This is a genomic window from Achromobacter sp. GQ309, assembly GCF_059759315.1.
On record NZ_JCAXDP010000002.1, the window covers coordinates 213102 to 238843 of the forward strand.

Genomic DNA, 25742 nt, shown 5'->3' on the forward strand with positions numbered 1-25742 from the left:
TCCATGGATCCGTCCCAACTGACCCGTATCACCGGCGGCCAGCCGACACCGCTGGGCGCCACCAGCGACGGCCTCGGCGTGAACTTCGCCGTGTTCTCCGCGCACGCCACCCGCATCGAGCTGTGCATCTTCGACCCCAAGGGCCGCAAGGAATTGCGGCGCTTCGACCTGCCCGAATGCACGGACGAAATCTGGCATGGCTACCTGCCGGATGCGCAGCCCGGCCTGCTGTATGGCTACCGGGCCCACGGCCCGTACGATCCGCAGAACGGGCACCGCTTCAATCCCCACAAGCTGCTGCTGGATCCGTACGCGCGCCAGTTGAGCGGGCCGCTGCACTGGAGCCCCGCCCTGTTTGGCTACCGCATGAATCACTCGCGGGCGGACATGAGCTTTGACCGCCGCGACAGTGCGCCCGCCATGCCCAAGGCCATCGTGGCCGATGAAGTCCCGTTCAACTGGGGCAACAGCAAGGCGCCGTGCACCTCGTGGAACGACACCACCATCTACGAGGTCCACGTGCGCGGCGCCTCGATGCAGCGCGAAGACCTGCGCCAGCCGCTGCGCGGCACCTGCGCCGCCCTGGCCGATCCGCATTTCATCGAACACCTGCAACGGCTCGGTGTGACGGCGGTGGAGCTGCTGCCGGTCTACGCCTTCCTGCAGGACCACTTCCTGACCGAGCGCGGCCTGCGCAATTACTGGGGCTACAGCACCCTGTCGTACTTTGCGCCCGAGCCCGGCTACCTGATGCAGCACCCCAACGAGCTGCGGCTCGCCATCCGCCGCCTGCACGCGGCGGGCATCGAGGTCATCCTGGACGTGGTCTACAACCACACCTGCGAAGGCAACGAGATGGGGCCGACCTTGTCCTGGCGCGGCCTGGACAACGCCAGCTATTACCGCCTGATGCCGGGCGAAGAGCGCTACTACATCAACGACACCGGCTGCGGCAACACGGTCAACATGTCGCACCCTCGCGTGCTGCAGATGGTGACCGACTCGCTGCGCTATTGGGCCACGTCCTACGGCGTGGACGGCTTCCGCTTCGACCTGGGCGTGACGCTGGGTCGCGAGGGCAACGGCTACGACCCCGGCTCTGGGTTCTTTGATGTCATCCTGCAGGACCCGGTCCTGTCCAAGCTCAAGCTCATTTCCGAGCCGTGGGACATCGGCCCCGATGGCTACCAGCTGGGCAACCATCCGCCCGGGTTCGCGGAGTGGAACGACAAGTTCCGCGACACCACCCGCCGCTTCTGGCGCGGTGACGAGGGCATGCGCGGCGATATGGCGGCCCGGCTGTGCGGGTCGCGCGACATCTTCGATCGCCGCCATCGCCGCCCCTGGTCGACCGTCAACTACGTGGCCTCGCACGACGGCTTCACGCTGGCAGACATCGTCAGCTACGACGGCCGCCATAACGAGGCCAACGGCGAGGACGGCAACGACGGCCATTCCGAGAACTTCAGCCACAACTGGGGCGCCGAAGGGCCCACCGACGATCCGCAGATCGTGGAGACGCGCGGCCGCGTGCAGCGCGCGCTGCTGGGATCGGCCATGCTGTCCGACGGCACGCCGATGCTGCTGGCCGGCGACGAATTCGGCAACAGCCAGGAAGGCAACAACAACGCCTACTGCCAGGACAACCCGATTTCGTGGCTGGACTGGACGCAGGCGCAGAGCGACGCCGGCCGCGCGCTCAGCCGCTATGTCGGCCGCCTGACCGCGCTGCGCCGCGCGCATCCCAGCGTGCGCAGCGCCCGCTACGGCGATGCCGGCCAAGAGATCCTGCCGGGCATCCCCGCGATTTCCTGGTTCGACGCTTCCGGCGCGCAGCTGGACGGTCCGGCCTGGGAAGCGGAGCAGGAACGCGTGATGGGCTTGCGGCGTGCCGCGCAGCGCCCCGAAGGCGGCGCCGACGTGACGCTGTTGCTGATGAACCCTACCCACGAAGCGGTCACTTTCACGCTGCCGGAGCCCGCGATCGCCTGGTCGTTGGAGCTGGATTCGGACAAGCCCGCCGCGCCCGCGCCGTGGGACGAGCCGACCGTGACGGTGGCCCCGCATAGCCTGGTCCTGCTGGCCCAGCGTGCGGAACCCGGAGAAGCGCCATGACGCATTCGTATTCCTATGGCGCGATTCCGCTGGAGAGCGGCGTCACGCGCTTCCGGCTGTGGGCGCCCAGCGCCCCGCCCGGTCTCGCGTTGGAGGTCGAGGGCCATCCGCCCATTCCGATGCGCCCCGGCCCGGATGGCTACGCGCAGGCCGACGTGGACTGCGCGCCGGGCACGCGCTACCACTATCGGCTGGACGAGAACACCGTCATGCCCGATCCCGCCTCCCGCCTTCAGGACGGCGACGTGCATGGCGACAGTATCGTCTTGGAGCCTGGCGCCTACCGCTGGCGCCACCCGGAGTGGACCGGCCGTCCGTGGGAAGAAGCGGTCATCTACGAGGTCCACGCGGGTCTGGCCGGCGGCTACGCAGGCCTGATCGCGCGGTTGCCGGAACTGGCGGCCATGGGCATCACCATGCTGGAACTCATGCCCATCGCCGATTTTCCCGGCGAACGGAACTGGGGCTACGACGGCGTGCTGCCGTATGCGCCCGACACCGCATACGGCTCGCCGGACGACCTGAAACAGCTCATCGACGCAGCGCATGGCCACGGCATGGGCGTGATGCTGGACGTGGTCTACAACCACTTCGGGCCGGACGGCAATTATCTGTCCGGCTACGCCGCGCCCTTCTTCCGAACCGACATCGACACGCCGTGGGGCGCCGCCATCGACTTCCGCGAGGAAGCCGTCAGCACGTACTTCAAGGAAAACGCGCTGTACTGGCTGACCGAATACCGCTTCGACGGCCTGCGTCTGGACGCCGTCCACGCCATCGCCGGACACGAGTGGCTGCACGAGCTGGCCCGCTTCGTGCGCGATGGCGTCTCGGCCGAACGCAACGTGCATCTGGTCGTTGAAAACGACGACAACCGCGCCAGCCTGCTGCGCGGCGACTTCGAGGCGCAATGGAACGACGATGCGCACCATGTGCTGCACCATCTGCTGACCGGCGAATCGCGCGGCTATTACGCCGACTACGCCGAGGCGCCCGCGCAGGCGCTGGCCCGCTGCCTGGCCGAGGGCTGGGTATACCAAGGCCAGCCGTCGCCCTATCGCGGCGGCCAGCCACGGGGCGAGCGCAGCGCGGACCTGCCGCCCACCGCCTTCGTGCTGTTCCTGCAAAACCATGACCAGACCGGTAACCGCGCACGCGGCGAACGGCTGACCGCCCTGGTCGACAACACCCAGCGGCTGCGGGCGGCCGTGGCGCTGCAACTGCTGGCGCCGCAAATCCCCTTGATCTTCATGGGCGAGGAACGGGGATCGCGCGCGCCGTTCCTGTACTTCACGAGCCATACCGACCCGGAACTGGCGCAGGCCGTGCGCGACGGCCGACAGCGCGAGTTCTCGGCCTTTCCGGAGTTTGCAGGCGACTCGCCCACCGCGCAGCTGCCCGACCCGAACGACGAATCCACCTACCACGCCAGTTCGCCCTGGCAGGACGAGCCGGATGCGGCCGAGTGGATGCGCGACTATTCCGCGCTACTGCAACTGCGGGCGCGGTCAATTGCGCCGCGCCTGGCGGGTGCGGTCAGCCTGGGTGCCGCGGCGGTCGGCGATCGCAGCGTGTTCGCGCGTTGGGAACTGGCCGACGGCGCCCGCCTGACGGTCTACACCAACCTGGGTCCCATGCCTCAGACCGTCCCGGAATCGCTCATGCCCGGCCCGGATGTGTTCACGACGTTGCTCTTCGAATCACCCGCCGGCGGGCGCGACCGCCTCTCACAAGGCGAGCTGTGCCCGGACTGCACAGTGTGGCTGCTGGAGGAGCCAGCATGAAGCGCGCCAAGGCCGAGCCGGACGGCTTATCCGCATTGGCCCATGACGCCGGCATCGCGGAACACTGGTCGGATGCTCGGCAGCGGCCGCAACAGGTGTCGCCCGATACGTTGCGTGCGCTGCTGGCCGCCATGGACCTGCCGGCCGCCACGGCGCGCGACATCGAGGACAGCCGCCGCCGGCTGGCGGAGCAGGCCGCGGACGCCCTGCCGCCCATGGTGGTGACGCGCTGCAACGCCCGCACCGCATTGCCCAAGACGGCGCGCGGTCCGTATCGCATCCTGTGCGAGTCTGGCCGCATCCTGGACGGCCACCTACAGGCGGGCGCGGACGGCGTGCCCTGCCTGGTTGCGCCTGACGAGCCCGGCTACCACCGGCTGCTGCTGACATCCGCCGAGGCGACGCTGGCGGTTGCCCCGCAAAAGGCGCCCAGCCTGGCCGACCTGACCGGCGCGGCCAGCCCGCGCTGCTGGGGTCTGGCCGCGCAGGTCTACAGCCTGCGCCAGGATGCCCATGCCGCCGTGCCGCGCACGCACGGCTTCGGCGATTTCGGCGCGCTGCGCGAACTGGCGGTGGCCGCCGCGGAGCAAGGCGCCGACATGCTGGCCATCAGCCCCGTCCACGCGATGTATACGGCACAACCCGAGCGCTCCAGCCCGTATTCGCCGTCCAACCGCCTCTTCCTGAACGTGCTGTACGCGGCGCCCGCCTCGGTGCTCGGGCAGGACGCGATGATGCGCGCGCTGTCCGGTGTGGAACCGGCCGAACTCACCGCGTTGGATGGGCTGGATCTCATCGATTGGCCGGCAGCCGCAGCGATCCGGTTGCGGGTGCTGCGCGCGCTGCATGCGGAGTTTGGGCGCAGCGGCGCCGTCAGCCAGCGGGCGCGCTACGCGCAGTTCTGCGAAGACCGCGGCCAGGCGCTGCGCGATCACGCGACCTTCGAAGCACTGCATGCCGCGCAGCGCGCGCCGGACGGCACCATCCCGCCGTGGCAGAAATGGCCGGCCGCCTTGCGCGATCCGGCCTCTTCACAGGTCAGGCGTTTTGCGCAGGACCATCCGCTTGAAGTGGATTTTCATCAGTTCGCGCAGTGGCTCGCAGCAGAAAACCTGGCCGCGGCACACGCGGCCGGCCGCGAGGCCGGCATGCGTCTCGGCCTGCTCGCCGACCTGGCAGTGGGCGCCAGTCCGGACGGCAGCCACGCATGGAGCCGGCAGCCCGACCTGATGCGCGGCATGTCGGTCGGCGCGCCCCCTGACATCTACAACCCGCTTGGACAGGGCTGGGGCCTGACCGCGTTTTCGCCGCGCGCGCTGCACGCGAACGGCTACGCCGCATTCATCGAGATGCTGCGCGCAGTGCTGGCCCACACGGGCGGCGTGCGCATCGATCACATCCTGGGCATGGCGCGGCTGTGGCTGGTGCCGGAAGGCGCGTCGCCCGCCGACGGCGCCTATCTGCGCTACCCGCTGGACGAGATACTGGCGCTGATTGCGCTGGAGGCGTGGCGCCACCGCGCCTGCGCCATCGGCGAGAACCTGGGCACGGTGCCAGAAGGGTTCGACGACCGGTTGAAGGACAACGGCGTGCTTGGCATGAACGTGCTCTGGTTCATGCGCCAGGCGCCGCAAGCGCAGCCGGAAGCGGGGGCCGAAGTTGCGAAGGCGCCGCGCTCCCATGCTGCGGGTGCAGAAGACGTAGGCCCAGACGAAGTGGACGCCGAATCGCCTGCCGGATTCACGCCGCCCGCCGAATGGCCCGAGAACGCCGCCGCCATGACCACCACCCACGACCTGCCGACTCTGCTCGGCTGGTGGGAAGCGCGCGACATCGACTGGCGCGTCAAACTCGATCTGCTGGGCGCCGACGACGACGAGGCCAGCCTGCGCGCCGCCCGCGCGCAGGACCGGGAGATGCTCTGCCGCGCCCTGGACCTCGATGTCGAAGCACCGCCCGACGAGGCGCCGGTCCCAGAGCTGTTGCGCTTCGTGTCGTCCAGCCCCTGCCCGCTGCTGCTGGTGCCGATGGAAGACATCGCCGGCGTGCTGGATCAGCCGAACCTGCCCGGCACCATCGATACCCATCCCAACTGGCGCCAGCGTTTGCCCTTGAGCATCCGCGCGACCTTTGCAGACCCCGCCGCGCAAACCCGCCTGGATGCCGCGCGCGCCGGAAGGAGACAATCTTGAGCACACCGCTAGCCACCGCCCGCCTGCAACTGCATGCAGGATTCACGCTCGATGACGCGTGCGCGCAGGTGGACTATTACGCAGACCTGGGCGTCAGCCATCTGTATCTGTCGCCCATCACGCGCGCGCGCGAGGGCTCCACCCACGGCTACGACGTCATCGACCATGCCGTCGTCAGTCCGGAACTGGGCGGCGAGCCCGCCCTGCTCCGCCTGGCCAGCGCCGCCCGCGCACGCGGCCTGGGCCTGATCGCGGACATCGTGCCCAACCACATGGCGGCGAATCCCGCGAACGCGTGGTGGCGCGACGTGCTGGCCAATGGACCGGCAAGCGCGTTCTCGGGCTACTTCGATATCGAATGGAACCCGCCCGCGCCGGCACTGCGCAACAAGGTGCTGCTGCCGGTGCTGGGCGACCCGTACGGCGCGGCGCTGGAGCACGGCGCCATCACGCCGCAATGGGACACCGGCGCGTCCGCCCCCGAGCTGGACGTGCATGGACAGCGCTTCCCGCTGACGCCATCGTCGGTGCCGCGTGGCGCGGAGCGCCAGGCCTGGCTGCGCGAGCACGACCCGGCTCAGGCCGGCGGGCGTCAGCGCCTGCATGAACTGCTGGAACGCCAGCACTACCGTCTTGCGTGGTGGCGCACGGCGCCGGACCAGATCAACTGGCGGCGCTTCTTTGAGATCAGCGAACTGGTCGGCGTGCGCGTCGAGGACGAAGCCGTGTTCGACGCCGTGCACGCGCTGGTCCTGCGGCTATACGCGCAAGGTGTGCTCGACGGCCTGCGCATCGACCATATCGATGGACTGGCGTCGCCGGGCGGGTATCTGCGCCGGCTGTCGGCGCGGCTTGAACAGGCCAACGCCAACCGCCCCGCGGCGCTGCGCCAGGAGCAGCCCTACCTTGTGATCGAAAAGATCCTGGCGCATGACGAGGCGCTGGACCCGCGCTGGCTGACGGACGGCACCACCGGCTACGACTTCATGGATCAGGTGAGCGCGGTGCTGCACGACCCGCAGGCCGAAGCGCCGCTGCGGGAGTTCTGGCAAACGCTGACCGGCGATGAGCGCGACCCCGCTGAACAGTTGCGCGCAGCGCGGGTGCGCATGCTTGCCCGCCATTTCCCGGCGGAAAGGCAGGCGCTGGTGCGCTGCCTGGAACAGATCGCCGCCCGCGACCTGCGCACGCGCGACTGGACCGCCACGGCGATCGACCGCGCGCTGAGCGCCCTGCTGGCCGCCTTCCCCGTCTACCGCACCTATGCGGAGGACGAGGGCCGCAATCCGGCGGACGCGCAGCAGCGCGAGATCGCGGTCCAGGGCGCGGCGACGGCGATGGCGGCCCGCGAAGGCTCCGCCGACACGACGCTGCTGGCGCAGCTTGCGCAGTGGTTGAACGGCGAAACGGATCACCCCACCGCCCTGCGCCGCTTCCAGCAATTGACGCCGCCGCTGGCCGCCAAGGCGCTGGAAGACACCCTCTTCTACCGATACGGCCCGCTGCTGTCGCGCAACGAGGTTGGCGCGTCGCCGGCCTGCTTCAGCCTGTCTGCCGAGAGCTTCTTCGCCGCCAGCGTCGCCCGCGCGCGGACGCATCCCCGCGCCATGCTGGCCACCGCCACGCACGACCACAAGCGCGGCGAAGATACGCGGATGCGGCTCGCCGTCCTGACCGAAATGCCCGAACGCTGGCAGGAAGCGGCGCGCGGCTGGATAGACGCATTGCCCGGGGGCATCAGCCGCGCAGACCGCTACATGCTCATCCAGACGCTGATCGGCGCCTGGCCCTGCGAATGGCGTGCGGACCCGGCCGACTGGGCGCCCGACGCCCTGCAGCAATGGCTGGACCGGATCGGCCAATGGCAGGAAAAGGCCCTGCGCGAGGCCAAGCTGCACACGAGCTGGACCGATCAGGATCCCACCTACGAAGCCGCCGCGAAAGAATGCCTCGCATGGCTGGGCGGTGATCCCGAAGGCCGCCGCGTGCTGGCCAGCATTGCCGCCTTTGCGCTCGACATTGCGCCAGCCGGGATGGTCAACAGTTTCACGCAGACGCTGCTGCGCAGTACGTTGCCGGGCGTGCCGGATCTTTATCAGGGCACGGATCTGTGGGATTTCAGTCTGGTCGACCCCGACAATCGCCGGCCGGTCGATTACGCCCTGCGCGCCAAGCTGCTCGCGGATGGTTCGCACGACGTAGCGATGGACCTGTCCGAATCGGCCTGGCGCACGGGTGCGGTCAAGCAGGCGTTGATCCACCGGCTGCTGATGGCCCGCCAGCGGGCACCCGAGCCTTTTACGGGCGGTGACTTCCATGCCGTCGCTGCCGTGGGCGCCCGAGCCGATCATGTCCTGTCGTATGTGCGGCAACACGACGGCCAGATCGCCCTCATTGTCGGGGCGCGAACGTGCGCACTGCAATTGACCGGTTATGCGCGCGGCAATGCAGCTGCGGCGCGGGCATTCTGGACCGATACGGCGCTGCGTCTGCCTGCGGGCATCCCTGGTCTCTCGCTGCATGACGCGTTGACGGGACGCCGCGTGCGCGCAGGCGCAGACGGCTTGCTGCCGATCACCGAGCTGCTGCGAGACGGCCCGGCAGTACTCTGCCTGTCGGCCTAGCAAGGCTTTCAGACACAATTCGGCCCCGGACACGTCACGGAGGGAGACGCGGCCGGGGCCGTCAGGCACTACGCATCGAACCGCGCGCTGGTCACGCGGCTAGCGCAGCCAACGCATTTAGCGCTGAGTCTTGTTTTGCTGATTGGAAGACTGACCCTGCTGATTGCGGTCTTTTTCCATCTGCTGACCCGATTGGCCGGGTTGCTGACCCGGTTGGTTGCGGTCCCGGGGATTCTCCTGGGATTGTTGCTTTTGCGGTTGCTTCTGCTGGTCGGGTTGGTTCTGGTTGGCCATTACACGTCTCCTGAATAGAAGCGGAGATATTCCGCACTTATCCTTGAGCAACCGCCGTGCCCAACCCGGTGCGCAGGGGGGAAGCGGGGATGGCTATTTTCGGGGACGGAGGCAGCGGGCGGAATTCCCGCGCCGATCGGTAAAAACTACCCTTGCACAGGCGCTACAGCAAGGTGGAGTGCACAACCGGGCGGCCCGGTTCCGCTTCCTGGCTGGGACCGTCGAACGCATCCAGCCAAGACGACGCATAGGCGGCGGGCGCCGCCAGCGGCTCGCCGCCGTCGCGCTGCGTCCGCAGGCGCATGATCAACTCGTCAAGCGGCATGGGACGGCCCAATGAAAAGCCCTGACCATAGCGGCAGCCGGCCGCACGCAGAGCGGGTATGTCGGCCACGTTCTCCACGCCTTCCGCGACCACGCGCCAGCCCAGGCGGGTCGCCAGCTCCGCAGCCGTGCGCAGAACCTCGAAGGCAACGGCGCTGCGCCGCATGCGCGTGACGAAATACTGGTCGATCTTCACTTCGGACAGGGGAAGCGCGGACAGCAGCTTCAGGGACGCATGGCCGGTGCCGAAGTCGTCCAGACTGACCTCGCAGCCCGCCTCTTCCAGCCGCAGCAGCGACGCGCGCAGCACATCCAGGTCGTGGATGGGCTGGTCTTCGGTCAGTTCGACGCGCACCAGCGACGGGGGCAATTCCGCGGCGCGTACGCGGTCAAGCAGGAAATCCACGCAGCGCAGTTCGGACAGCGTCGTGGCGGGCGCATTGATCGCCAGCGGCACGGCCACGCCGACGCGGCGCAGCGTCTGCAGCGCGTCGATGACCCGCACGCATACGCGTTCAAACAACATGCCGTCCAGCCCCAGCCGGTTCACCGCGGGGATGAAGTCGGCAGGCATGACGATGCCCAGTTGCGGATGTTGCCAGCGCACCAGCGCTTCGGCAGAAACGATGCGACCTGTCAGCAGGTCGACTTGCGGCTGCAACAGTACGCGCAGCCCATCGCGTCCGGTGACCATGGCGGTAATTTCCGCATCGCTGACCACGGGTTGTTGGCAAGACTCGGTATTGATCATCGGCTTGCTCCAGATGCATCCCGACATGTTGCCTGCGCTGTCCGGGCGCAGATCGGGACACGATATTGACGCATTCTGCGCTCTCCACGCCATAAAGTCACACACATGTAACCAACGGTGTTAAGGTGCGCAAATTCATGTTTGGCGCGGGTTTCCGGGCGGCTCGAGTGCCGCTTCGTCCGGCCGTTGTGCCGCGGGTCTCCGCCGCGTGGTGCAATCTCCCGCCCTTGTCTTGTCGACATGGTAGGGTTGCCATCTTTCCGGCCTGCCCAGCCAATTTTTCCGCTGCATTTCATCCGCGTGACTAGTCTGCTTACCCGTTGGCGCGCCTCCCTGCGCAATGTGCTGTGGCTCGATGCCCTGCAAGCCGCCGCCATCAGCGCGGCCCCCGTTATCCTTGCCGTGCTGGTGCACGAACCGCGCCTGGGCTGGACCGCCATCGCCGCGTTCTGGGCCTGCTTCGGCGACCCCGGCGGTCCGCTGCGCAAGCGCGCCGGGTCAATGCTGGCGCTGGGTCTGATCGGCGCCCTGTACTGCCTGCTGGCCAGCGCCAGCGCCTCACATGTCTGGGTGCTGTTGCCGCTGACCTTTGTGTGCTGCACCTTCGGCGGACTGCTGCGCGTGCTGGGCCCCGCCGCCGCCATCGTGGGCACGCTGCTGTCGGCCGGCTTCGTCGTGGCCGCCGAGCTGCCGGCCCCGACGCTCACCGAAAGCCTCTGGTACACGTTGTTCTTCCTGGCGGGCGCGGTGTGGGCAATTTTGATGACGGCGCTCGTCTGGCGCCGCCGGCCCTGGAAGGACGCCACCCATGCGGTCGCCCATTGCTACCGGGGTCTCGCGGACTTTTCCGATGCTCTGGCCCGCATGTATTCCGGCCTTGCGCCGGCCGCGGGGCCGCAGGCCTGGAGCGCCGTCGTCCGCCCGCAGCGCAGCGCCCAACGGGCCGCGCTGGAAGCCGCCCGCGTCCGGATCCGCGAAGTGCTGGACGCCCGCCCGTCGCGCCGGGCCCGCGCGCATCAATTGCTTTACCTGCTGGACAGCGCCGAGGACAGCTTCATTGCGCTGGTCGCCGCCGCCGACCTGCTGGAGTCCAATGCGCCGCGCTGGCTGGGCCGCAGCGCCGGGGCGCACCTGTCGCACGCGCTGCATCGCTACGCCAGCGTCTGCAACGCGATCGCCAGCACGTCCGACGTCAGCGACGCCAAGCAGGCCGAGTGCCTGCGCGAGCGCCTGGCCCACTACAACGCCGGACTGCGCGACCTGCGTGGCGGGGCCATGGCTTATGCGCCGGACTTGGCCTCCGTGGTGCCGGTGCTGGACCGCCTGCTGCACAACGCCCAGGCGGTCACGCAGTCGCTGTTCGATCTGGGCGCGACCCCCGCCGCACCCGCGCACCGCGCCAGCGATGGCACCGGCGCCCGGCAGGCCTGGCGCACGCTGCGCCAGAACCTGCGGTTTGAATCCGATGCCTTCCGCCATGCGCTGCGGGTCGGCGTGGGCGCCACCATTGCCGTGGCGCTGTCCAAGACCTTTGCCGTCAACCACGGCTATTGGATGTCGCTGACGCTGATCTTCATCCTGCAGCCCTACTTTGCGACGACCTGGCAGCGCACTGTCGAGCGGGTGATAGGCAGCGTGGCCGGCGCCATCAGCGCCTCGTTGCTGGGCCTGTTGCTCACGACGCCGCTGTCCGTGGCGCTGGCGGTCCTGCCTATCGCGCTGGGCACGTTTGCCGCGCGCACCGTCCACTACGCGCTGTACACCTTCTTCCTGACGTCGCAGTTCGTGCTGGTCAGCCACATCCAGCAGCCCGAGATCTACGAGCCGACGCTGGCCGCGCTGCGCGCGTTCAACAGCGTGCTGGGCGGCATCCTGGCGCTCTTGGTCGGCTTTCTGGTCTGGCCCGAGAAAGAGCCGCGGCAGCTGGCCGGCGCCCTGGCGCGCGCGTTGCAGCGGCATGCCGATTACGCCCTGGCGCTGGCCCAGGAAAAAAGCGGCGACGCCGCTTCCCGCGACATCGTCGGCCTGCGTCGGCTCGCCTGCCTGTCGGCCGACAACGCCGAGGCGTCGCTCCAGCGGCTGCAGCAGAATCCGGTGCATCGCGACCGTAACGTGGACACCGCCGTGAACCTGCTCAACGCCATGCGCCGCATCACGGCGGCGGGCACCGTGCTGGAGATCCAGCCGGCGCTGCCGCCAGAATCCCCGGCGGCGTCCGCACTGCGGGACTACGGCGCGGTGCTGGCGCACGTGCTGCATCCGGAAGGCTCCGGCCCGGTCCCCGAGGCGCGCGGGATGGCGGTGCCCGCTGTCATTGCCGAAGCCGAACCGGCGCTGGCCGCGCCGCTCGAACGCATCGCACAGCAGGCGCGTCAGATCCGCCAACTGCGCGACCGCGTGCAGCGCGATCCGGCGCCGCAATAGCCGCGTGCAATAGGTGCTTGCAATGGCGGCTTGCATTGAGCCGGCGGGGCGAAACTCCAACCGGCTTGATGCGCATCAATAGAGCGCCCTGGTTAAACGGCAACCATACGGACATGGCTTGTTCAACCAAGGAGGCCCACCATGTACCGCCGCATTTCCGTCCACCTGGACCACGGGTTTGACTGCAAGCGCCGCACCGCGCTGGCGCTGGAACTGGCTAAGCGCCACAAGGCCGAACTGGTGGGGGTCTACGCCAGCTCCGCGCCGCCGCAGTACTACTACGGCGAATCCGTCATGATGTCGCGCACGCTCAACATCATGAAGAACCTGCAGGCTCAGAACCGGGGCGAGGTGCAGAACGCCTTTCTGGAATCCGCCGCCATCGCAGACGTACCGGCCGTCGTCCGCGCCGGAGAATCCTCGCCCAGCGCCACCGTCGCCCTGCACGGCCGCGCCAGCGACCTCATCATCGTCAGCCAGCAAAACCGCGACGATGTCGAGGCCGCCCACGAAAACGAATTCGTCGAACAAACCCTGCTGACCGCCGGGCGCCCCGTCCTGGTGGTGCCGTCCAGCGGCGAATTCCCGGTCGTTGGCGACCGCGTCCTGCTCTGCTGGGACGGCAGCCGCGAAGCCGCCCGCGCACTGGCCGATGCCACCCCGCTGCTGCAAGGCGCCTCGCATGTGGTCGTGCTGACCATGGACGAAGGCGCGGCCACCCGCAACGTCGAATCCATCCCCTTCGAAGATCTGGTCACCTACTTCGTGGCGCACGGCATTTCCGCGCCGGACCACGTGCGCCGCGACATCAAGGGCGTTGGCGTCGGCAGCACCATCCTGAACGCCGCCGCCGATTACAGCGCCGACCTGATTGTCATGGGCGCGTACGGCCACAGCAAATTCCGGGAATGGGCGATGGGCGGCGCCACCGCCTCCATCCTGAAGAGCATGACGGTGCCGATCATGTTTTCGCACTGATGGCGTAGCCCGCATAAACGCCGACGCCGCGTCCACAAAGGGCGCGGCGTCGGCGAATTCAATATCGGCGCATCCGCCGGCGCCATACTCGCGCCGGCAATCGGGCCGCGCGGCATTACGCAGCCACGAGGTTCGCGTCCCGCACCGGCGTCAGCACGGGCTTGCCGGCAAAATGCGCCGTGGCGTTTTCCAGGAACAGCGCCACGGTCGCCGCCACCGCTTCCGGCGAACGCCCTGCGCTGTGCGGCGTCAACACCACGTTGTCCAGCTGCTTGAGCGCATCGGGAATGGTCGGCTCGCCGTCCACCACGTCCAGTCCGGCGCCGGCAATGCGCTTCTCGGCCAGCGCGGCAATCAACGCGTCCGTGTCGACCACGCTGCCGCGCGCGATGTTGATCAGATAACCGTCCGGACCCAACGCCTCCAGCACGCCGGCGTCCACCAGATGATGCGTGCCGGCGCCGCCGGGCGTGGCCACCACCAGAAAATCGGACTCGGCCGCCAGCGCGCGCGGATTGTCGAAATACGTGTAGCCGGACTCAGGACGGGCGCGGCGGTTGTAATACCCCACGCTCATGCCAAAGCCGTTCGCGCCGCGCCGGGCGATTTCCAGGCCGATCGTGCCCAGGCCCAGAATGCCCAGCCGCTTGCCGCTGACCTGCGGGCCCATGAACCCGCTCCAGTGCCCCTGCCGGACCCAGGCGTCAGCCTGTGGCAGCCGGCGCGCGGCGCCCAGCAGCAACGCCATCGCGTGGTCGGCCACGGATACAGCGTTGGCGCCGGGACCATTCGTGACCTCGATGCCACGCGCGTGCGCCGCAGCAAAGTCGATATTTTCATAGCCGACACCCAGCGAGCACACGATGCTCAATTGGGGCAGCGCCGCCATTTCATCGGCGCGCAGGCCGGTGGCGCCGCGCGTCAGGACGGCACGAATCCCGGCGCCGTGGTCCTGGATGGCCTGGGCGCGGGTCTGGTCGGTGGTGGCGAGGATCGGGCGAAAGCCCTGGGATTCGATGACGGGAAGATAGTCCTGAACGCTGTCGATCAGGATCAATAAGGGGATGCTCATGTCGGGCTGCGGGTCTATGTGGGTTGCTGCTGAAACCCGCAGATCTTACGCCCGCCGCGGCGAGCGCGCCAGGACCGGCGCCGGGATGGCCCGCCGATTCGGCGTGTGCCGCCGCGGTCCATCCTGATGCGGCCTGCCAGACGCGCGCACGCGCCCGGCGGCCGTCAGCGCATCAAGGCGCTATATGCGTCCCATCAGCAGCAACACAATGAGCACGATCACGACGATGCCAAGCAGGCCGCTGGGGTAATAGCCCCAGCTACGGCTATGGGGCCACGCAGGCACGGCGCCGATAAGCAGCAGGATCAGGATGATCAGCAGGATGGTCGACATAATGACTCCTTGGTCTTATTGATTCGAGTTGTGTAAGAGCGACGCCTCAAGCGTCTTTCGGCGGCACGATTTCCTTGACCGGCGGGGACAGCGGCGGCAGATCCACGTCCGGCTCATCGGTATCCGGGTCCACGGGCAGGTCGCCCGGCGGCGAGCCGGGCGGAATCGGGTCCGGCTTCGGCGGCACATGTAGTTGCAGGACGGTTTGCATTGCACTCTCCTCTGAAGATTCTCTCGCGGGCGGCGCTGCCGGTCCGGCGGGCGGTTCCGGTAGCACGATTGCCGACAACGCCTTCAGCAAGCGCCGTGCCCAAACCCGCGCGCCGCCCGGCGCGGGGCGTTCGGGAACGCGGCATGCTGGGTCGGGGCGCTACCGCGCGCACCCGGAGATTGAATGAGCACCCGCACGCAAAAGGACCCGGATCCCCTGCCCGTCGAAGAGGCGGCGCTGACCTATATGGACGACACGGAACCCGGCTACACCCGCGTGCGGGTGAATGGCCATACGTTCCACTACCTGGACGAGAAAGGCGCCCGTATCACCAACGAATCGGAAATCCAGCGCATCAACGCGCTGGCAATTCCGCCGGCCTACGAAAACGTGTGGATCTGTCCGTTGAAGGATGGGCACCTGCAGGCCACGGCGCGCGACGCGCGTGGCCGCAAGCAGTACCGCTACCACCCGGATTGGACGGCGGTGCGCGATGCCACGAAGTACAAGAATCTCCTGTCCTTCGGCCATGCCCTGCCGCGCATCCGGCGCCAGGTCGAGCGCGACATGAAGACACCGGGCCTGACGCAGGACAAGGTAATTGCCGTACTGGTGCGCCTGCTGGAGATCACGCTGATCCGCATTGGCGGACGCGAATACGCGCGGGCAAACAAATCCTACGGCCTCACGACGCTGACGCGCCGCCACACCACCGTGGCCGGCAGCCGCTTCCGGTTCCGGTTCCAGGGCAAGAGCGGCGTGGCGCACGATGTCACGGTCACGGACCGGCGGGTCGCCCGCATCATCAAGCAATGCCTCGACATCCCCGGCCAGCAGCTATTTCAATATCTGGATGCGGACGGCGACAAGCGTCCGGTGGATTCGGGCGCGGTCAATGCCTACCTGCGCCACGCGGGCGGCGGGGAATACACCGCGAAACACTATCGCACCTGGGCGGGGTCGGTGATGGCCTATGCCGCGCTGCAGGCGCGTCCCTTCGAGGACGAGCGCCAAGCCAAACAGGAGGCCGTGGACGTCATCAAACAGGTGTCCAAGCGTCTAGCCAATACGCCGGCCGTCTGCCGCGCGTGTTATGTGCATCCGGCGATCATGGAGGCCTACCTGACCGGCACGCTGCCGGCCCGCAAGGCCGCGCCGGCGGGTCCTCGCGGGCTCAGCGCCGACGAGCGGCGCCTGCTCGCTTTCCTTCATGAACAGCAGGCGGCCGATGCGTAATCAGAAGATCGACGAGCGCGCGTTTTTGGCGCGGGGCTGCGGCGCGGAACCGTCGGCCCAGTTCGACTCGGTCTTGTTGTCGACCACTTCACGCTTGTCGCGGGCGGCCTCGTCGGGCGTATCGGCATCGGGTTTGTCCGGTAGATTCGGCACGTCGACGGGACCGCTCGGCGGCAGTATCTTAGCGTTATCCTGCGCGGATTTGTCGGCGCGCGCCGACGGGGTGGATTTGGGTGCGGACGAAGGTTTCATGGTGGTCTCCAGCCAGTGCGAACCTTCATCCTACGGCCCCTCGCCCGCTGGACAAACTGTCAAGACCTTCAAATTGCAAGCGGATGTGCCGCCGAGCGCCCTGCCCTTGTGTGGCTGCACGGCGTCGGCCGTTCACAAGGAGATGCAATGCGAGACCCAAACTTCGAGCAATGTGTGCAAGCCTGCTATGAATGCGCGGTGGCGTGCGACCAGTGCGCCGCCAGCTGCCTGCGGCAGAATCCGGCGCAGCTCAGGGCCTGCATCGCCTTGTGCGTCGACTGCGCGGCAGTCTGCCGGCTATGCGCGGCCCTGCTGGCGCGCGACGGCGAATTTGCGCAAGCGCTGTGCACGGTGTGCGCGCTGGTCTGCGATGCCTGCGCACGCGAGTGTTCCACGCATGAATCCGAAAAGTGCCAGATCTGCGCGGGGGCCTGCATCGCCTGCACGCTGGCATGCCGAGACATGGTCGAGGCGTAAGCCTTGCCCCGCCCCGCGGCCGCCCGGGCCGGCCGCGCCGGCGCATTTTCCGCCCGACAGTCAAGGAGCTTTCGATGGCCACGACGAATACCCCTATGCCTTCCGACTTCCCCGAGAACGGCCCCGACAATCGTGGCGCCTACAGGCGCTCGCGGCATCCGGAAAGCTGGATTGACGAGTTGGAAGCCACGCTCAGCGACAGCTCGGCAACCGACCTTGAGGCCTTGAAGGCGCGCTTGGGCGATCAGCTTCAAGCCACGCGTCAAAGCTTGCGCGACGCGTCCGACAACGCGCATGACCTGATGCGCGAAACCCTGGATTGCACCGAGGAATACATTCACGCGCGCCCCTGGCAGGCAGTCGGGCTGGCGGCGGGTGCGGCGTTTCTGCTCGGCATCATCGTCGGCCGTCAGTAGCCGGTCGGCTCGGTCGCCGGGAACGGCGTTTGCTTGACTCCCGGGCGCAAGGCGCATCCCGCGCCGCCCAATGGGAGAAAACATGAGCACACCCAAGAACGCCCAGACCGGCGACCGCCCGCATCCCACGCCGCCCATGCCAGGCCAGCACCTGGACGAACAGCCAGGCGTTGAAGCCGACATGGTGCTCAAACCGCAGTACCGGGCGCCCGGATACAAAGGCAGCGGCAAGCTTCAGGACAAGGTCGCCATCATCACCGGCGGCGACTCCGGCATTGGCCGCGCGGTGGCCGTCCTGTTTGCGCGCGAAGGCGCTGACGTCGCGGTGCTGTACCTGAACGAACACGAAGACGCCAAGGAGACCAGCCGCGCGGTCGAGGCCGAAGGCCGCCAGTGCCTGCTGATCCCCGGCGACGTGCAGGATTCAGCCTTCTGCAACGAAGCGGTGGCGCAGGTCGTCAAGCATTTCGGCAAGCTCGACATCCTGGTCAATAACGCCGCCTTCCAGCTGCATACCGACACGCTGCCGGAAATCAGCGACGAGAAATGGGACAAGACGCTGCGCACCAACATCACCGGTTATTTCTATATGGCGCGCGCGGCGCTTGAACACCTGAAGACGGGCGACGCCATCATCAACACAGGATCCGTCACGGGCCTGAACGGCAGCGGCAAGCTGCTGGATTACTCGGCGACCAAGGGCGCGATCCATGCGTTTACGCGATCACTCGCATCCAATCTGGCCGAGCAAGGCATCCGCGTGAATGCGGTGGCGCCGGGCCCCGTGTGGACGCCCCTGAATCCGGCCGACCGAAGCGCCGAAGAGATCAAGTCGTTTGGCGAAAAGACGGACCTGAAACGCCCCGCCCAGCCCGAGGAAATCTCGCCGGCCTACGTCTTTCTGGCATCGCCCGAATGCTCGAGCTACATCACGGGCATCGTGCTGCCCATCACCGGCAGCGCGGGCGACTGAGGGACGTGCCCCTGACCGCTCGTACCCTGTAGCGGCCATTCCCCCGCCCCCTGCCGCGCCGTCACCCGGCCTTCACTTTTCCGGCACCACAGAAGCCGGCGCGGCGCGGGACGCCGGGGACACCGGCGGTGCTTCCCCCTTCGGCGCGGGATGGATCTTCTCACCATTGACGGCCGGCTCACGCTGCAGCGCGCGGCTCATCGCATAGTGATCTTTCAGCATCGGCAAGGTGCGGACCGCAAAGTCACGCACCTGCGCGTCTTCTGACGCTTTCGCAGCAGTCTCAAACAGGCGGTTGGCGGTTGCGTGCGCGTCCACGGCGGCCTTCTGGATGTAAAGCTGGTCGAACGACGCACCGGTCAACCCGCCCAGCTCGTGGAGCGTCGCGCGTTCCGGCTCGGCCGGCTGATCCGGGAGCGCCACGTTTTTCGCTGCGGCCAGCGCCTTCAGTTCTTTGTTCACCGCGGTGTGCTGTTCGAGCATCTTCGCCGCAAAAGCGCGCACCTGCGCATCCTGCGCGCGCTTGCCGGCGAGTTCGGCGGCCTGTACTTCAAACATGCCCGAGCCCGACGCCGCCTGCAGAAAGCGGGCGTCGGACGCGTCCAGTTCGGCGGCGTGGCTTACATGGCCAACGCCCGCCAGGACAACCGCGGCGGCCACAGCCGCCAACGAGGGGATGGTAAATGGCTTCATTGTTCTGTCTCCGTGAGCGGCCACTCGGCCTTCAATTCGCGGTGGTCGGCGCTTCGACGCGGCGCGGCGGGTCCAGCGGATCGAAATCCTGCCATTTGCCGTCCTGCCAGCGGCCATTCGCGCGCTCGATGTCCGTGCCGCCTGCCGCGCGCAGAATCTGACGCGCCTGCTGTTCGCGCCCAATATCCACATGCAGCGCCAGCATCACGCCCGCCTGCCGCACCGGCGGATGCGACTTCTCCGGTTCGCCCGGCGCCGTGCGCACGCGTTTCTTGCGGCCGATCACCCACATGGCGCCCGCCAGCGCGCCGATATAAGCGCCCACGCCCGCTGCCGCGATGGTGATGAAGATGGACGCAGCCAATTGCGCTGCGATCACCCCCGCCACCAAGGCGAACACCAGGCCCAGTAGCGACGCGCCGGCGACGGCGCCGAAGTGCCCGCCTTTGGCGTCCGGGTCGGCGACGCGGTCACCGCCCAACGGAAAGCGCCCGTGCTCGCCCGCAATGCTGACGTAGAACGTGTGGATGTCGTCCTCGGTATAGCCCTCGGCAAACAGCTTCTGGGCGGCCAGCGTGGCTTCGTCGAAGGTCTGGAACCGTGCAGCGACAATCAAGGACATGACAATCTCCCGGTAGAAAATTCACCCCTCAGGAGCAACTTCCATACCCGCGCGGCGCCGCTCGGTCCTTGACTGGCAATCGCGGCATGGCGCTTGCTGCAATTCGGCGGCAAATGGCGACGTCCGCGGATGTGTCCTGGACGCGCTTTTCCCAACTTGGAGATCCCCATGCCCCGTATCCCCGACACCGACCTGAACCTTGACGACAGCGGCCGGCCCGACCTGGGCCCCAGCGACTCTTCCGATTCGGCCAGCGACCTGCCGCTGGACCGCCGGCACACCGACAGCGACTCCCAGGCCACCGGCGAACGCGAGAGCGTGGAACCGGACTTCGTGGACGACGACGGTGCAGACGTCGCCACTGATCGCGTCACGGACGCAGACGAAGCCGGCATCTCGCGCGATGCGCCCGATCCGGTCCGCAATGGCGGCTAAGCCCGGGGTCTGCTTCGCGCGGCGCCCGCCGCGCAGCGCGAAGCGCAACGGTCACTTCCCTTCGGGCCGCTTCCCGGGATACTGACCGCCCTCCTCGTACTCGGGCCCTCCGCGGTTAGGCTTCTTGTCCGATTCCCGCTTGTAGGGTTCTTCCTTGTCGGTCGCCTTATCCGCGCCAAACTGGCCGCTCTGGTTCGACGCTTCCGTTTCGTCCTTCGGGGTGTTGGCCTTGGACTTTCCCGGCTGTTGTTCGTGTTGGGTCGTCATGAATGCTCTCCTTGAAACGCGCCCGTCCGAAGATGGCGGACAGGTAGCGGCTCAATGCGCAAGCGCCGTGCCTGAGAAACCTGGGCACGGCACTTGCTCTGCCCCTGGTCGGGTCCGCCAACTACCGGACCACTTTCCCAAGGAGTCAGTCATGAAGCTGTCCAAAACGATTTGCCCCGCTTTCGCCCTGTGCTTTTCGGTCCTCGCCTTCCAGGCCTCCGCGCAGACTGGCGCTGCCGGCGTTCGCACGAACGATCAGATCGACAACCAATACAAGATGGACAAAAAACAATGCGACGGCATGAAGGGCAACCAGAAGGACGTCTGCCAGCAACAGGCCGAAGCCACGCGCGACAAGGCCAAGGCAGACGCCAAGGCCGCCAAGGAAAAGGCCGAAGCCTCGCATGACGCCGCGAAAACGCGCAATGATGCCGACTATAAAGTCGGCAAGGAAAAGTGCGACGCCATGTCCGGTAATGCCAAGGACGCCTGCATGGCAGACCTGAAGACCCGCTACAACAAATAAGCGGGTCTAGGCGGATTCCCGGGACGGTCCGCCCGCCCGGGAATTCTCGCCAGGCAGCGGATAGCCCGCTGCCGCGTATTCCTCAAGACGGTTGTAGAGCGTCTTGGGACTGATGCCCAGCACGGCAGCGGCTTGCTTTTTCACGCCGTTGCAGCGTTCGAGCGTCGCCAGGATAAGACGCCGATCGGCCTCTGCCAGCGTCTCTCCGACAGGCACGCTGACCTGACCGCCAGACGACTCGCCAGCAGGCGAGACCTGCGGCACCAGCATTTCCAGATCCAGCACATCGCCGTCAGCCATGATGAACGCGCGGCGAACAAAATTCTTCAGTTCGCGCACGTTGCCCGGCCATTCGTACTGCTCCAGTGCCGCAGCCGCTTCGGGCGAAAATGCCTTGTTCTTGCCGGATTCTTCGTTGAGCGTCTGCAGGAAGCGCTGCGCCAGAAACTGGATGTCGCTGCCGCGGTCGCGCAGCGCCGGCAGTTCGATGGGAAACACGCTCAGCCGGTAGTACAAGTCTTCGCGCAGCTTGCCTTCCTGCACGGCCTGTTCCGGATTGCGGTTCGTGGCGGCCACCACGCGGATGTCGCAGGCGATTTCGCGATTGGTCCCCACGCGCATGAACTGCCCCGTCTCCAGCACGCGCAACAGCTTGACCTGCAGGTCAAGCGGCATTTCGGTGACTTCATCGAGGAACAGCGTGCCGCCGTCCGCGCGTTCGAAGTAGCCCTTGTGCTGGCGGTCGGCGCCGGTAAAGCTGCCGCGCTCGTGGCCGAACATTTCGCTTTCGATCAAGTTGGGCGAAATCGCGCCGCAGTTGACCGCGATGAACGGCCGCTGGCGGCGCGGGCTGAGTTCGTGGATGGCATGGGCAGCCAGTTCCTTGCCGGTGCCGCTTTCGCCGATGAGCAAGGTGGTGACGGTGGTGGGCGCCACGCGCCCGATCTGGCGGTACAGCGTCTGCATCCGTTCGGACTTGCCGTACAGCTTGCCGAAACGGCCCGGTTCCTCGAAAGGCGTGCCGGGCAGCTCGCCGCCCGAATTCACCATGATGCGCTTGAGGATTTCTTCCAGGCGCTCCATGCAGATCGGCTTGACCAGATAGTCGGTCGCACCCAGGCGCAAGGCCTGGACGGCGTTGTCGACAGTACCGTGGCCGGTCATCACCACGACTTCCGCGCTACTCGCATTAACGTTCTTGAAAATGTCCATGCCGCTGCCGCCCGGCAACCGGACGTCAGTCAGCACCAGGTCGGGCGCTTGCCGTTCGAGCTGGATCAGGGCGTCCTTGACGCTGGCTGCCAGGGCCACCGAAAACCCGCTATCGCGGCCGATTTCGGCCAGTGTTTCTCGTATCGCATCGTCGTCATCGACGATTAGCAGGTGAGGCATGCTATCTCCGTATCCCTTCTATAACGCTCAGAATAGTCACTATGGGGGCGGCCAGTGCAAAAATTTTTCGGATTCCACCAACGTTTTCCAATGCTTGCAACTCGTCGCAATCAGAGAGTAGGCTGCACTCTACGATGCACTTATTGCAGGCCCGCTTCCGGGACTGAGGATCAAGCATGGCTAGTCGAAATACCGCTACGCGCACCACCGCGCCTTCGCCCACTTCCGTGTTCGCCGACACCAGCGGCATGTCGCCGCAGATGCGAAAACTGGGAAACCAGATCGCCCTTGCGGCGGCCACCGATGCAAGCGTGTTCATTATCGGTGAAAGTGGCGCTGGAAAGGAAATCGTAGCGCGGGCCATCCATGATGCGAGCGATCGCCGCGACCAGCCGTTCGTGGCGGTCAACTGCGGCGCGATCAGCGGATCGTTGGCGCATGCCGAACTTTTTGGTCACGAAAAAGGCAGCTTCACCGGCGCCGTGTCCCAGAATGCCGGCTATTTCGAGTTTGCAAGCGGCGGCACATTGTTTCTGGACGAAGTCACCGAAATGCCGCCGGACATGCAGGTGCACTTCCTGCGCGTGCTCGAAGTCGGCACGTATCAACGCGTGGGCGGCACCGACGTGTTGCGCGCCAATGTGCGCGTCATCTGCGCCAGCAACCGCGACCCCGCCGCATCCGTCGCGGACGGCCGGTTGCGTCAGGACTTCCTGCACCGTCTGCTCGTGATTCCGCTGCGCGTGCCGCCGCTGCGCGAGCGCGGCGACGACGCCCTGCTTCTTGCCAAGCAATTCCTGGACACGTTGAATGCGCAGCATGGCACGCAGAAGACGTTTTCGCCGCACATGCTGGAAGCGATCAAGGCGCACGACTGGCCGGGCAACGTGCGTGAACTGCGCAACGTGATCCAGCGCGCCTACATCATGGCCGACACCGAGCTGGACGCCGAGCTGCTCACGCGCAAGCGCGGCCCGAACCAGGCCCAGATGCGCGAAGGCGCGCTGAACTTTCCCGTAGGTATGCCGCTTGGCCGGGCCCAGCGCGAGTTCATCCTGGCCACGCTGGCGCATCATGCCGGCGACAAGCGTCTGGCCGCCGAGACGCTCGGCGTCAGTCTGAAGACGCTGTATAACCGCCTGGACGTCTATGAAAAAGACGAGCCCGAAGCGGCCGCCTGAGCAGTTATTACCATCCCCTTTGTAATACTGTCCCAGCATGCCGCGTTCCCGCCGCGGCTACCCCTCTCAAGTGCGGTTGGCACGTTTTTTGCGTCTATGAAAGGAACGAGCCGCCTTCCGGCGGCTGCCCCTTCAGGAGACTCGATTGGGCCACCCGATGCAAGAACTTCGCCTGCGCCAGCAAATGACGCTGGCGCCGCGTCTGCAACAATCCGTCAAGCTGCTTCAGATGTCGGCGTTGGAGTTCACCACGGCCGTGCAACACGCGCTTGCGACGAACCCTTTTCTCGAAGATCCGGACGAATCGGAGCCCGAGGCGGCCCCGGCTGCGCCCGGCGTCCGCGGTGAGATGACGGAGCAGGCCGACGGACAGTCCGCGCCAGAACCGGTCGCCGCATCCGAAAGCCCGGACATGGATGAACCCCTGCCCGACGCGCCGGCCTATTCCGGTGACTATCCCACGCACGCCCCGTCCGGCGGCGACAGCGATCTGGGCCAATGGGCCTGCGCCAACGTGTCGATGCGTGATCGCCTGTCCTTCGAATTAGGCAACTACCACCTGCAGCCGCGCGACCGCCTGCTGGCTGAATTCATCATCGACGCGCTGGACGACGACGGCTACCTTCGCACCCCGATGGAAAATCTTTGTACGGCCGCCGACGAAGACATCAATCCGATTCCTGACGAAAGCGAATGGATGGCTGCCCTGCGCCTGGTGCAGCAACTGGATGCGCCGGGGATCGCTGCGCGCGATCTGCGCGAATGTCTGACGCTGCAACTGGCGGCGCTGCCCGACGAAGACGACGCCACGCGGGCGCTGGCCCAGCGCATCGTGCAGGACCATCTGGAACGTCTGGGCAAGAACGATTACGCCGGCCTGCGCCGCGCGTTGGCATGTTCGGACGATGCCCTGCGCGACGCCTGCGCGCTGATCCGGCGCCTGGATCCCAAGCCCGGCGGCCGCTACAGTGGCGACGCGCCGGTGTACGTCGTGCCCGATGTGTTTGTCGACAAATGGCAGGGACGCTGGCGCGTGCTGCCCAATCGCAGCGCCATGCCGCGCGCACGTCTGCATAGCGCCTATGCGGACCTCTTCCGCCGCGCCCGGCTGGACGACCGCAGCCCCATGGCGCAAGAGCTGCAGGAGGCGCGCTGGCTGGTGCGAAATGTCGAGCAGCGCTACACCACCATCCAGCGCGTGGCCGAAGCGATCGTGAAGCGCCAGCAGATGTTCTTTGAGTACGGCGAAGTCGCCCTGCGTCCGCTGATGCTGCGCGAAGTCGCCGATGATCTGAACATGCACGAGTCCACGGTGTCGCGGGCCACGGTCAGCAAGTACATGACGACCCCGCGCGGCGTCTTTGAATTCCGCCACTTCTTCTCACGCGAACTCGCAACCGAATCGGGCGGCTCGTGTTCCGCCGCAGCCGTCCGCGCGCTGATCAAGGAAATGGTGGACGCCGAAGACCCGTCCATGCCGCTTTCCGACGTGGCGTTGACGCAGCAACTGGCGTCCAACGGCATTCTTCTCGCCCGCCGCACCGTATCCAAATACCGCGGCCAGTTGCGCGTGCCGCCCGCTGAATTGCGCCGCCAGCACTGAATCGCGGCACCGGCATGAACCGGTGTCGCGATTGCTTGGGCGGGAACGGCATTTAATCCCGACTTGATTTCCGCCCTACAAAAAAAAGGCTTCCTTTCGGAAGCCTTTTTGTGTGGGGCTGCTTACTTGCTGCCGCCCGTGTTCGGATATCCCGGAGGAGGCGCGGCGCCTCCGGCCGGAGTAGCCGGCACATTGTCATTGGCTTCGCGCTTGCGATTGGGCATTTCCGACCCATGCTTGTCGGACTTCATGTGACCGCTCTTGTCCAGATTCGGCGGCGTGGTGCCGGTCTGGGGCGCCGCGTTCGGGGCGGGCGGAATCTGGCCCGGAGGCACCTGGGTGTTGGGCGGCACGGCAGCCCCGTCATTCGGCGTCGTGGACGGCGAGGTCGGGGGCGAGCTGCGGCCCGTGGATTGGGCATAGGCACCGCCGGCGGCAAGGCCGGCAATCATGGCAAACGCGCAAGTCATGGCACGGTATTTCATAGCGTAGCTCCTTCCTTGGTTGAAATGCTTCAACCTAGTCGCAAGCCCCGTGCCTGACCCCCGCTTTATCTACTCCCCCTGC

The 25742-nt window shown here is 66.9% G+C and carries 25 protein-coding genes; 14 read left to right on the forward strand and 11 right to left on the reverse strand.

Annotation, left to right across the window (positions count from 1 at the left end):
• The first annotated feature begins 3 nt into the window (after nt 1–3).
• The 4 genes from glgX to treY are packed head-to-tail and all read left to right on the forward strand — an operon-like array spanning nt 4 to nt 8715.
• The gene (gene glgX, locus AC6CIE_RS06310) at nt 4–2115 is read left to right on the forward strand and encodes a glycogen debranching protein GlgX (RefSeq protein ID WP_286936464.1); all 2112 of its coding nucleotides are present in this window, start codon (nt 4–6) and stop codon (nt 2113–2115) included.
• A complete protein-coding gene (treZ, locus tag AC6CIE_RS06315) occupies nt 2112–3899 on the forward strand; it encodes a malto-oligosyltrehalose trehalohydrolase (RefSeq protein WP_498091695.1) in 1788 nt (595 codons plus the stop codon). Before glgX ends, treZ begins: the two co-directional genes overlap by 4 nt.
• Nucleotides 3896–6091 carry a 4-alpha-glucanotransferase gene (gene malQ, locus AC6CIE_RS06320; protein WP_239213339.1) on the forward strand — a complete coding sequence of 732 codons (2196 nt, stop codon included), beginning with the start codon at nt 3896–3898 and terminating at the stop codon, nt 6089–6091. The genes treZ and malQ overlap by 4 nt, the downstream gene beginning before the upstream one ends.
• Nucleotides 6088–8715, forward strand: coding sequence for a malto-oligosyltrehalose synthase (gene treY, locus AC6CIE_RS06325; protein ID WP_498091697.1), 2628 nt, complete (start codon nt 6088–6090; stop codon nt 8713–8715). Before malQ ends, treY begins: the two co-directional genes overlap by 4 nt.
• A gap of 117 nt (nt 8716–8832) precedes the next feature.
• Here treY and AC6CIE_RS06330 read toward each other — a convergent pair whose 3' ends face one another.
• Nucleotides 8833–9009: a hypothetical protein gene (locus AC6CIE_RS06330; RefSeq protein ID WP_175121586.1), complete on the reverse strand. Its 177-nt coding sequence runs from the start codon at nt 9007–9009 to the stop codon at nt 8833–8835.
• Between the two features lie 163 nt (nt 9010–9172).
• Entirely contained in the window at nt 9173–10084 is a 912-nt protein-coding gene (locus tag AC6CIE_RS06335; protein ID WP_175185308.1) for an EAL domain-containing protein, read from the reverse strand.
• Between the two features lie 300 nt (nt 10085–10384).
• Here AC6CIE_RS06335 and AC6CIE_RS06340 point away from each other — a divergent pair, with 300 nt between their 5' ends.
• Nucleotides 10385–12508 (forward strand): FUSC family protein, encoded by a 2124-nt coding sequence (locus AC6CIE_RS06340; protein WP_498091699.1) that lies wholly within the window; start codon nt 10385–10387, stop codon nt 12506–12508.
• Nucleotides 12509–12649: 141 nt separating this feature from the next.
• On the forward strand, nt 12650–13486 hold the full coding sequence (locus tag AC6CIE_RS06345; protein ID WP_175136543.1) for a universal stress protein: 837 nt from the start codon (nt 12650–12652) through the stop codon (nt 13484–13486).
• 115 nt (nt 13487–13601) lie between these two features.
• Here AC6CIE_RS06345 and AC6CIE_RS06350 read toward each other — a convergent pair whose 3' ends face one another.
• The 3 genes from AC6CIE_RS06350 to AC6CIE_RS06360 form a co-directional block, all read right to left on the reverse strand.
• The gene (locus tag AC6CIE_RS06350) at nt 13602–14558 is read right to left on the reverse strand and encodes a 2-hydroxyacid dehydrogenase (protein ID WP_498091701.1); all 957 of its coding nucleotides are present in this window, start codon (nt 14556–14558) and stop codon (nt 13602–13604) included.
• A gap of 180 nt (nt 14559–14738) precedes the next feature.
• Nucleotides 14739–14891: a DUF3309 family protein gene (locus AC6CIE_RS06355; RefSeq protein WP_076520934.1), complete on the reverse strand. Its 153-nt coding sequence runs from the start codon at nt 14889–14891 to the stop codon at nt 14739–14741.
• 46 nt (nt 14892–14937) lie between these two features.
• Nucleotides 14938–15102, reverse strand: coding sequence for a hypothetical protein (locus tag AC6CIE_RS06360; RefSeq protein ID WP_167427925.1), 165 nt, complete (start codon nt 15100–15102; stop codon nt 14938–14940).
• A gap of 183 nt (nt 15103–15285) precedes the next feature.
• On the opposite strand from AC6CIE_RS06360, the gene AC6CIE_RS06365 reads away from it, so the two are divergent.
• Nucleotides 15286–16338, forward strand: coding sequence for a DNA topoisomerase IB (locus tag AC6CIE_RS06365; protein ID WP_498091702.1), 1053 nt, complete (start codon nt 15286–15288; stop codon nt 16336–16338).
• Here the strand turns inward: AC6CIE_RS06365 and AC6CIE_RS06370 are convergent, their stop codons facing one another.
• Nucleotides 16339–16590 carry a hypothetical protein gene (locus tag AC6CIE_RS06370; RefSeq protein ID WP_056561187.1) on the reverse strand — a complete coding sequence of 84 codons (252 nt, stop codon included), beginning with the start codon at nt 16588–16590 and terminating at the stop codon, nt 16339–16341. It abuts the gene before it with no gap.
• A gap of 147 nt (nt 16591–16737) precedes the next feature.
• On the opposite strand from AC6CIE_RS06370, the gene AC6CIE_RS06375 reads away from it, so the two are divergent.
• The 3 genes from AC6CIE_RS06375 to AC6CIE_RS06385 all read left to right on the forward strand — a co-directional run bounded on the left by AC6CIE_RS06375 (nt 16738) and on the right by AC6CIE_RS06385 (nt 18456).
• The gene (locus tag AC6CIE_RS06375) at nt 16738–17067 is read left to right on the forward strand and encodes a four-helix bundle copper-binding protein (RefSeq protein WP_175136547.1); all 330 of its coding nucleotides are present in this window, start codon (nt 16738–16740) and stop codon (nt 17065–17067) included.
• 95 nt (nt 17068–17162) lie between these two features.
• Nucleotides 17163–17483, forward strand: a complete 321-nt coding sequence (locus AC6CIE_RS06380) for an ElaB/YgaM/YqjD family protein (RefSeq protein ID WP_224776797.1) — start codon at nt 17163–17165, stop codon at nt 17481–17483.
• Nucleotides 17484–17565: 82 nt separating this feature from the next.
• Nucleotides 17566–18456 carry an SDR family oxidoreductase gene (locus tag AC6CIE_RS06385; protein ID WP_218343765.1) on the forward strand — a complete coding sequence of 297 codons (891 nt, stop codon included), beginning with the start codon at nt 17566–17568 and terminating at the stop codon, nt 18454–18456.
• Nucleotides 18457–18528: 72 nt separating this feature from the next.
• Here AC6CIE_RS06385 and AC6CIE_RS06390 read toward each other — a convergent pair whose 3' ends face one another.
• On the reverse strand, nt 18529–19173 hold the full coding sequence (locus tag AC6CIE_RS06390; protein ID WP_498091703.1) for a DUF4142 domain-containing protein: 645 nt from the start codon (nt 19171–19173) through the stop codon (nt 18529–18531).
• Between the two features lie 7 nt (nt 19174–19180).
• Entirely contained in the window at nt 19181–19771 is a 591-nt protein-coding gene (locus tag AC6CIE_RS06395; protein ID WP_175121594.1) for a hypothetical protein, read from the reverse strand.
• A 168-nt stretch (nt 19772–19939) separates the two neighbouring features.
• Between AC6CIE_RS06395 and AC6CIE_RS06400 the strand changes: the two genes are divergently transcribed.
• On the forward strand, nt 19940–20206 hold the full coding sequence (locus AC6CIE_RS06400) for a hypothetical protein (RefSeq protein WP_175136549.1): 267 nt from the start codon (nt 19940–19942) through the stop codon (nt 20204–20206).
• A 51-nt stretch (nt 20207–20257) separates the two neighbouring features.
• On the opposite strand, the gene AC6CIE_RS06405 is transcribed toward AC6CIE_RS06400, so the two are convergent.
• Entirely contained in the window at nt 20258–20473 is a 216-nt protein-coding gene (locus tag AC6CIE_RS06405) for a hypothetical protein (RefSeq protein WP_498091704.1), read from the reverse strand.
• Nucleotides 20474–20624: 151 nt separating this feature from the next.
• Between AC6CIE_RS06405 and AC6CIE_RS06410 the strand changes: the two genes are divergently transcribed.
• Nucleotides 20625–20999, forward strand: coding sequence for a hypothetical protein (locus AC6CIE_RS06410; RefSeq protein ID WP_175185471.1), 375 nt, complete (start codon nt 20625–20627; stop codon nt 20997–20999).
• Nucleotides 21000–21005: 6 nt separating this feature from the next.
• Here the strand turns inward: AC6CIE_RS06410 and AC6CIE_RS06415 are convergent, their stop codons facing one another.
• Nucleotides 21006–22391, reverse strand: coding sequence for a sigma-54-dependent transcriptional regulator (locus AC6CIE_RS06415; RefSeq protein WP_175136551.1), 1386 nt, complete (start codon nt 22389–22391; stop codon nt 21006–21008).
• Nucleotides 22392–22567: 176 nt separating this feature from the next.
• On the opposite strand from AC6CIE_RS06415, the gene AC6CIE_RS06420 reads away from it, so the two are divergent.
• Complete coding sequence (locus AC6CIE_RS06420; RefSeq protein ID WP_281359546.1) at nt 22568–23572, forward strand: sigma-54 interaction domain-containing protein; 1005 nt, start codon at nt 22568–22570, stop codon at nt 23570–23572.
• Between the two features lie 157 nt (nt 23573–23729).
• Nucleotides 23730–25175, forward strand: coding sequence for an RNA polymerase factor sigma-54 (locus AC6CIE_RS06425; RefSeq protein ID WP_498091706.1), 1446 nt, complete (start codon nt 23730–23732; stop codon nt 25173–25175).
• Nucleotides 25176–25297: 122 nt separating this feature from the next.
• On the opposite strand, the gene AC6CIE_RS06430 is transcribed toward AC6CIE_RS06425, so the two are convergent.
• Nucleotides 25298–25660, reverse strand: a complete 363-nt coding sequence (locus AC6CIE_RS06430; RefSeq protein ID WP_175136553.1) for a hypothetical protein — start codon at nt 25658–25660, stop codon at nt 25298–25300.
• Between the last annotated feature and the right edge of the window lie 82 nt (nt 25661–25742).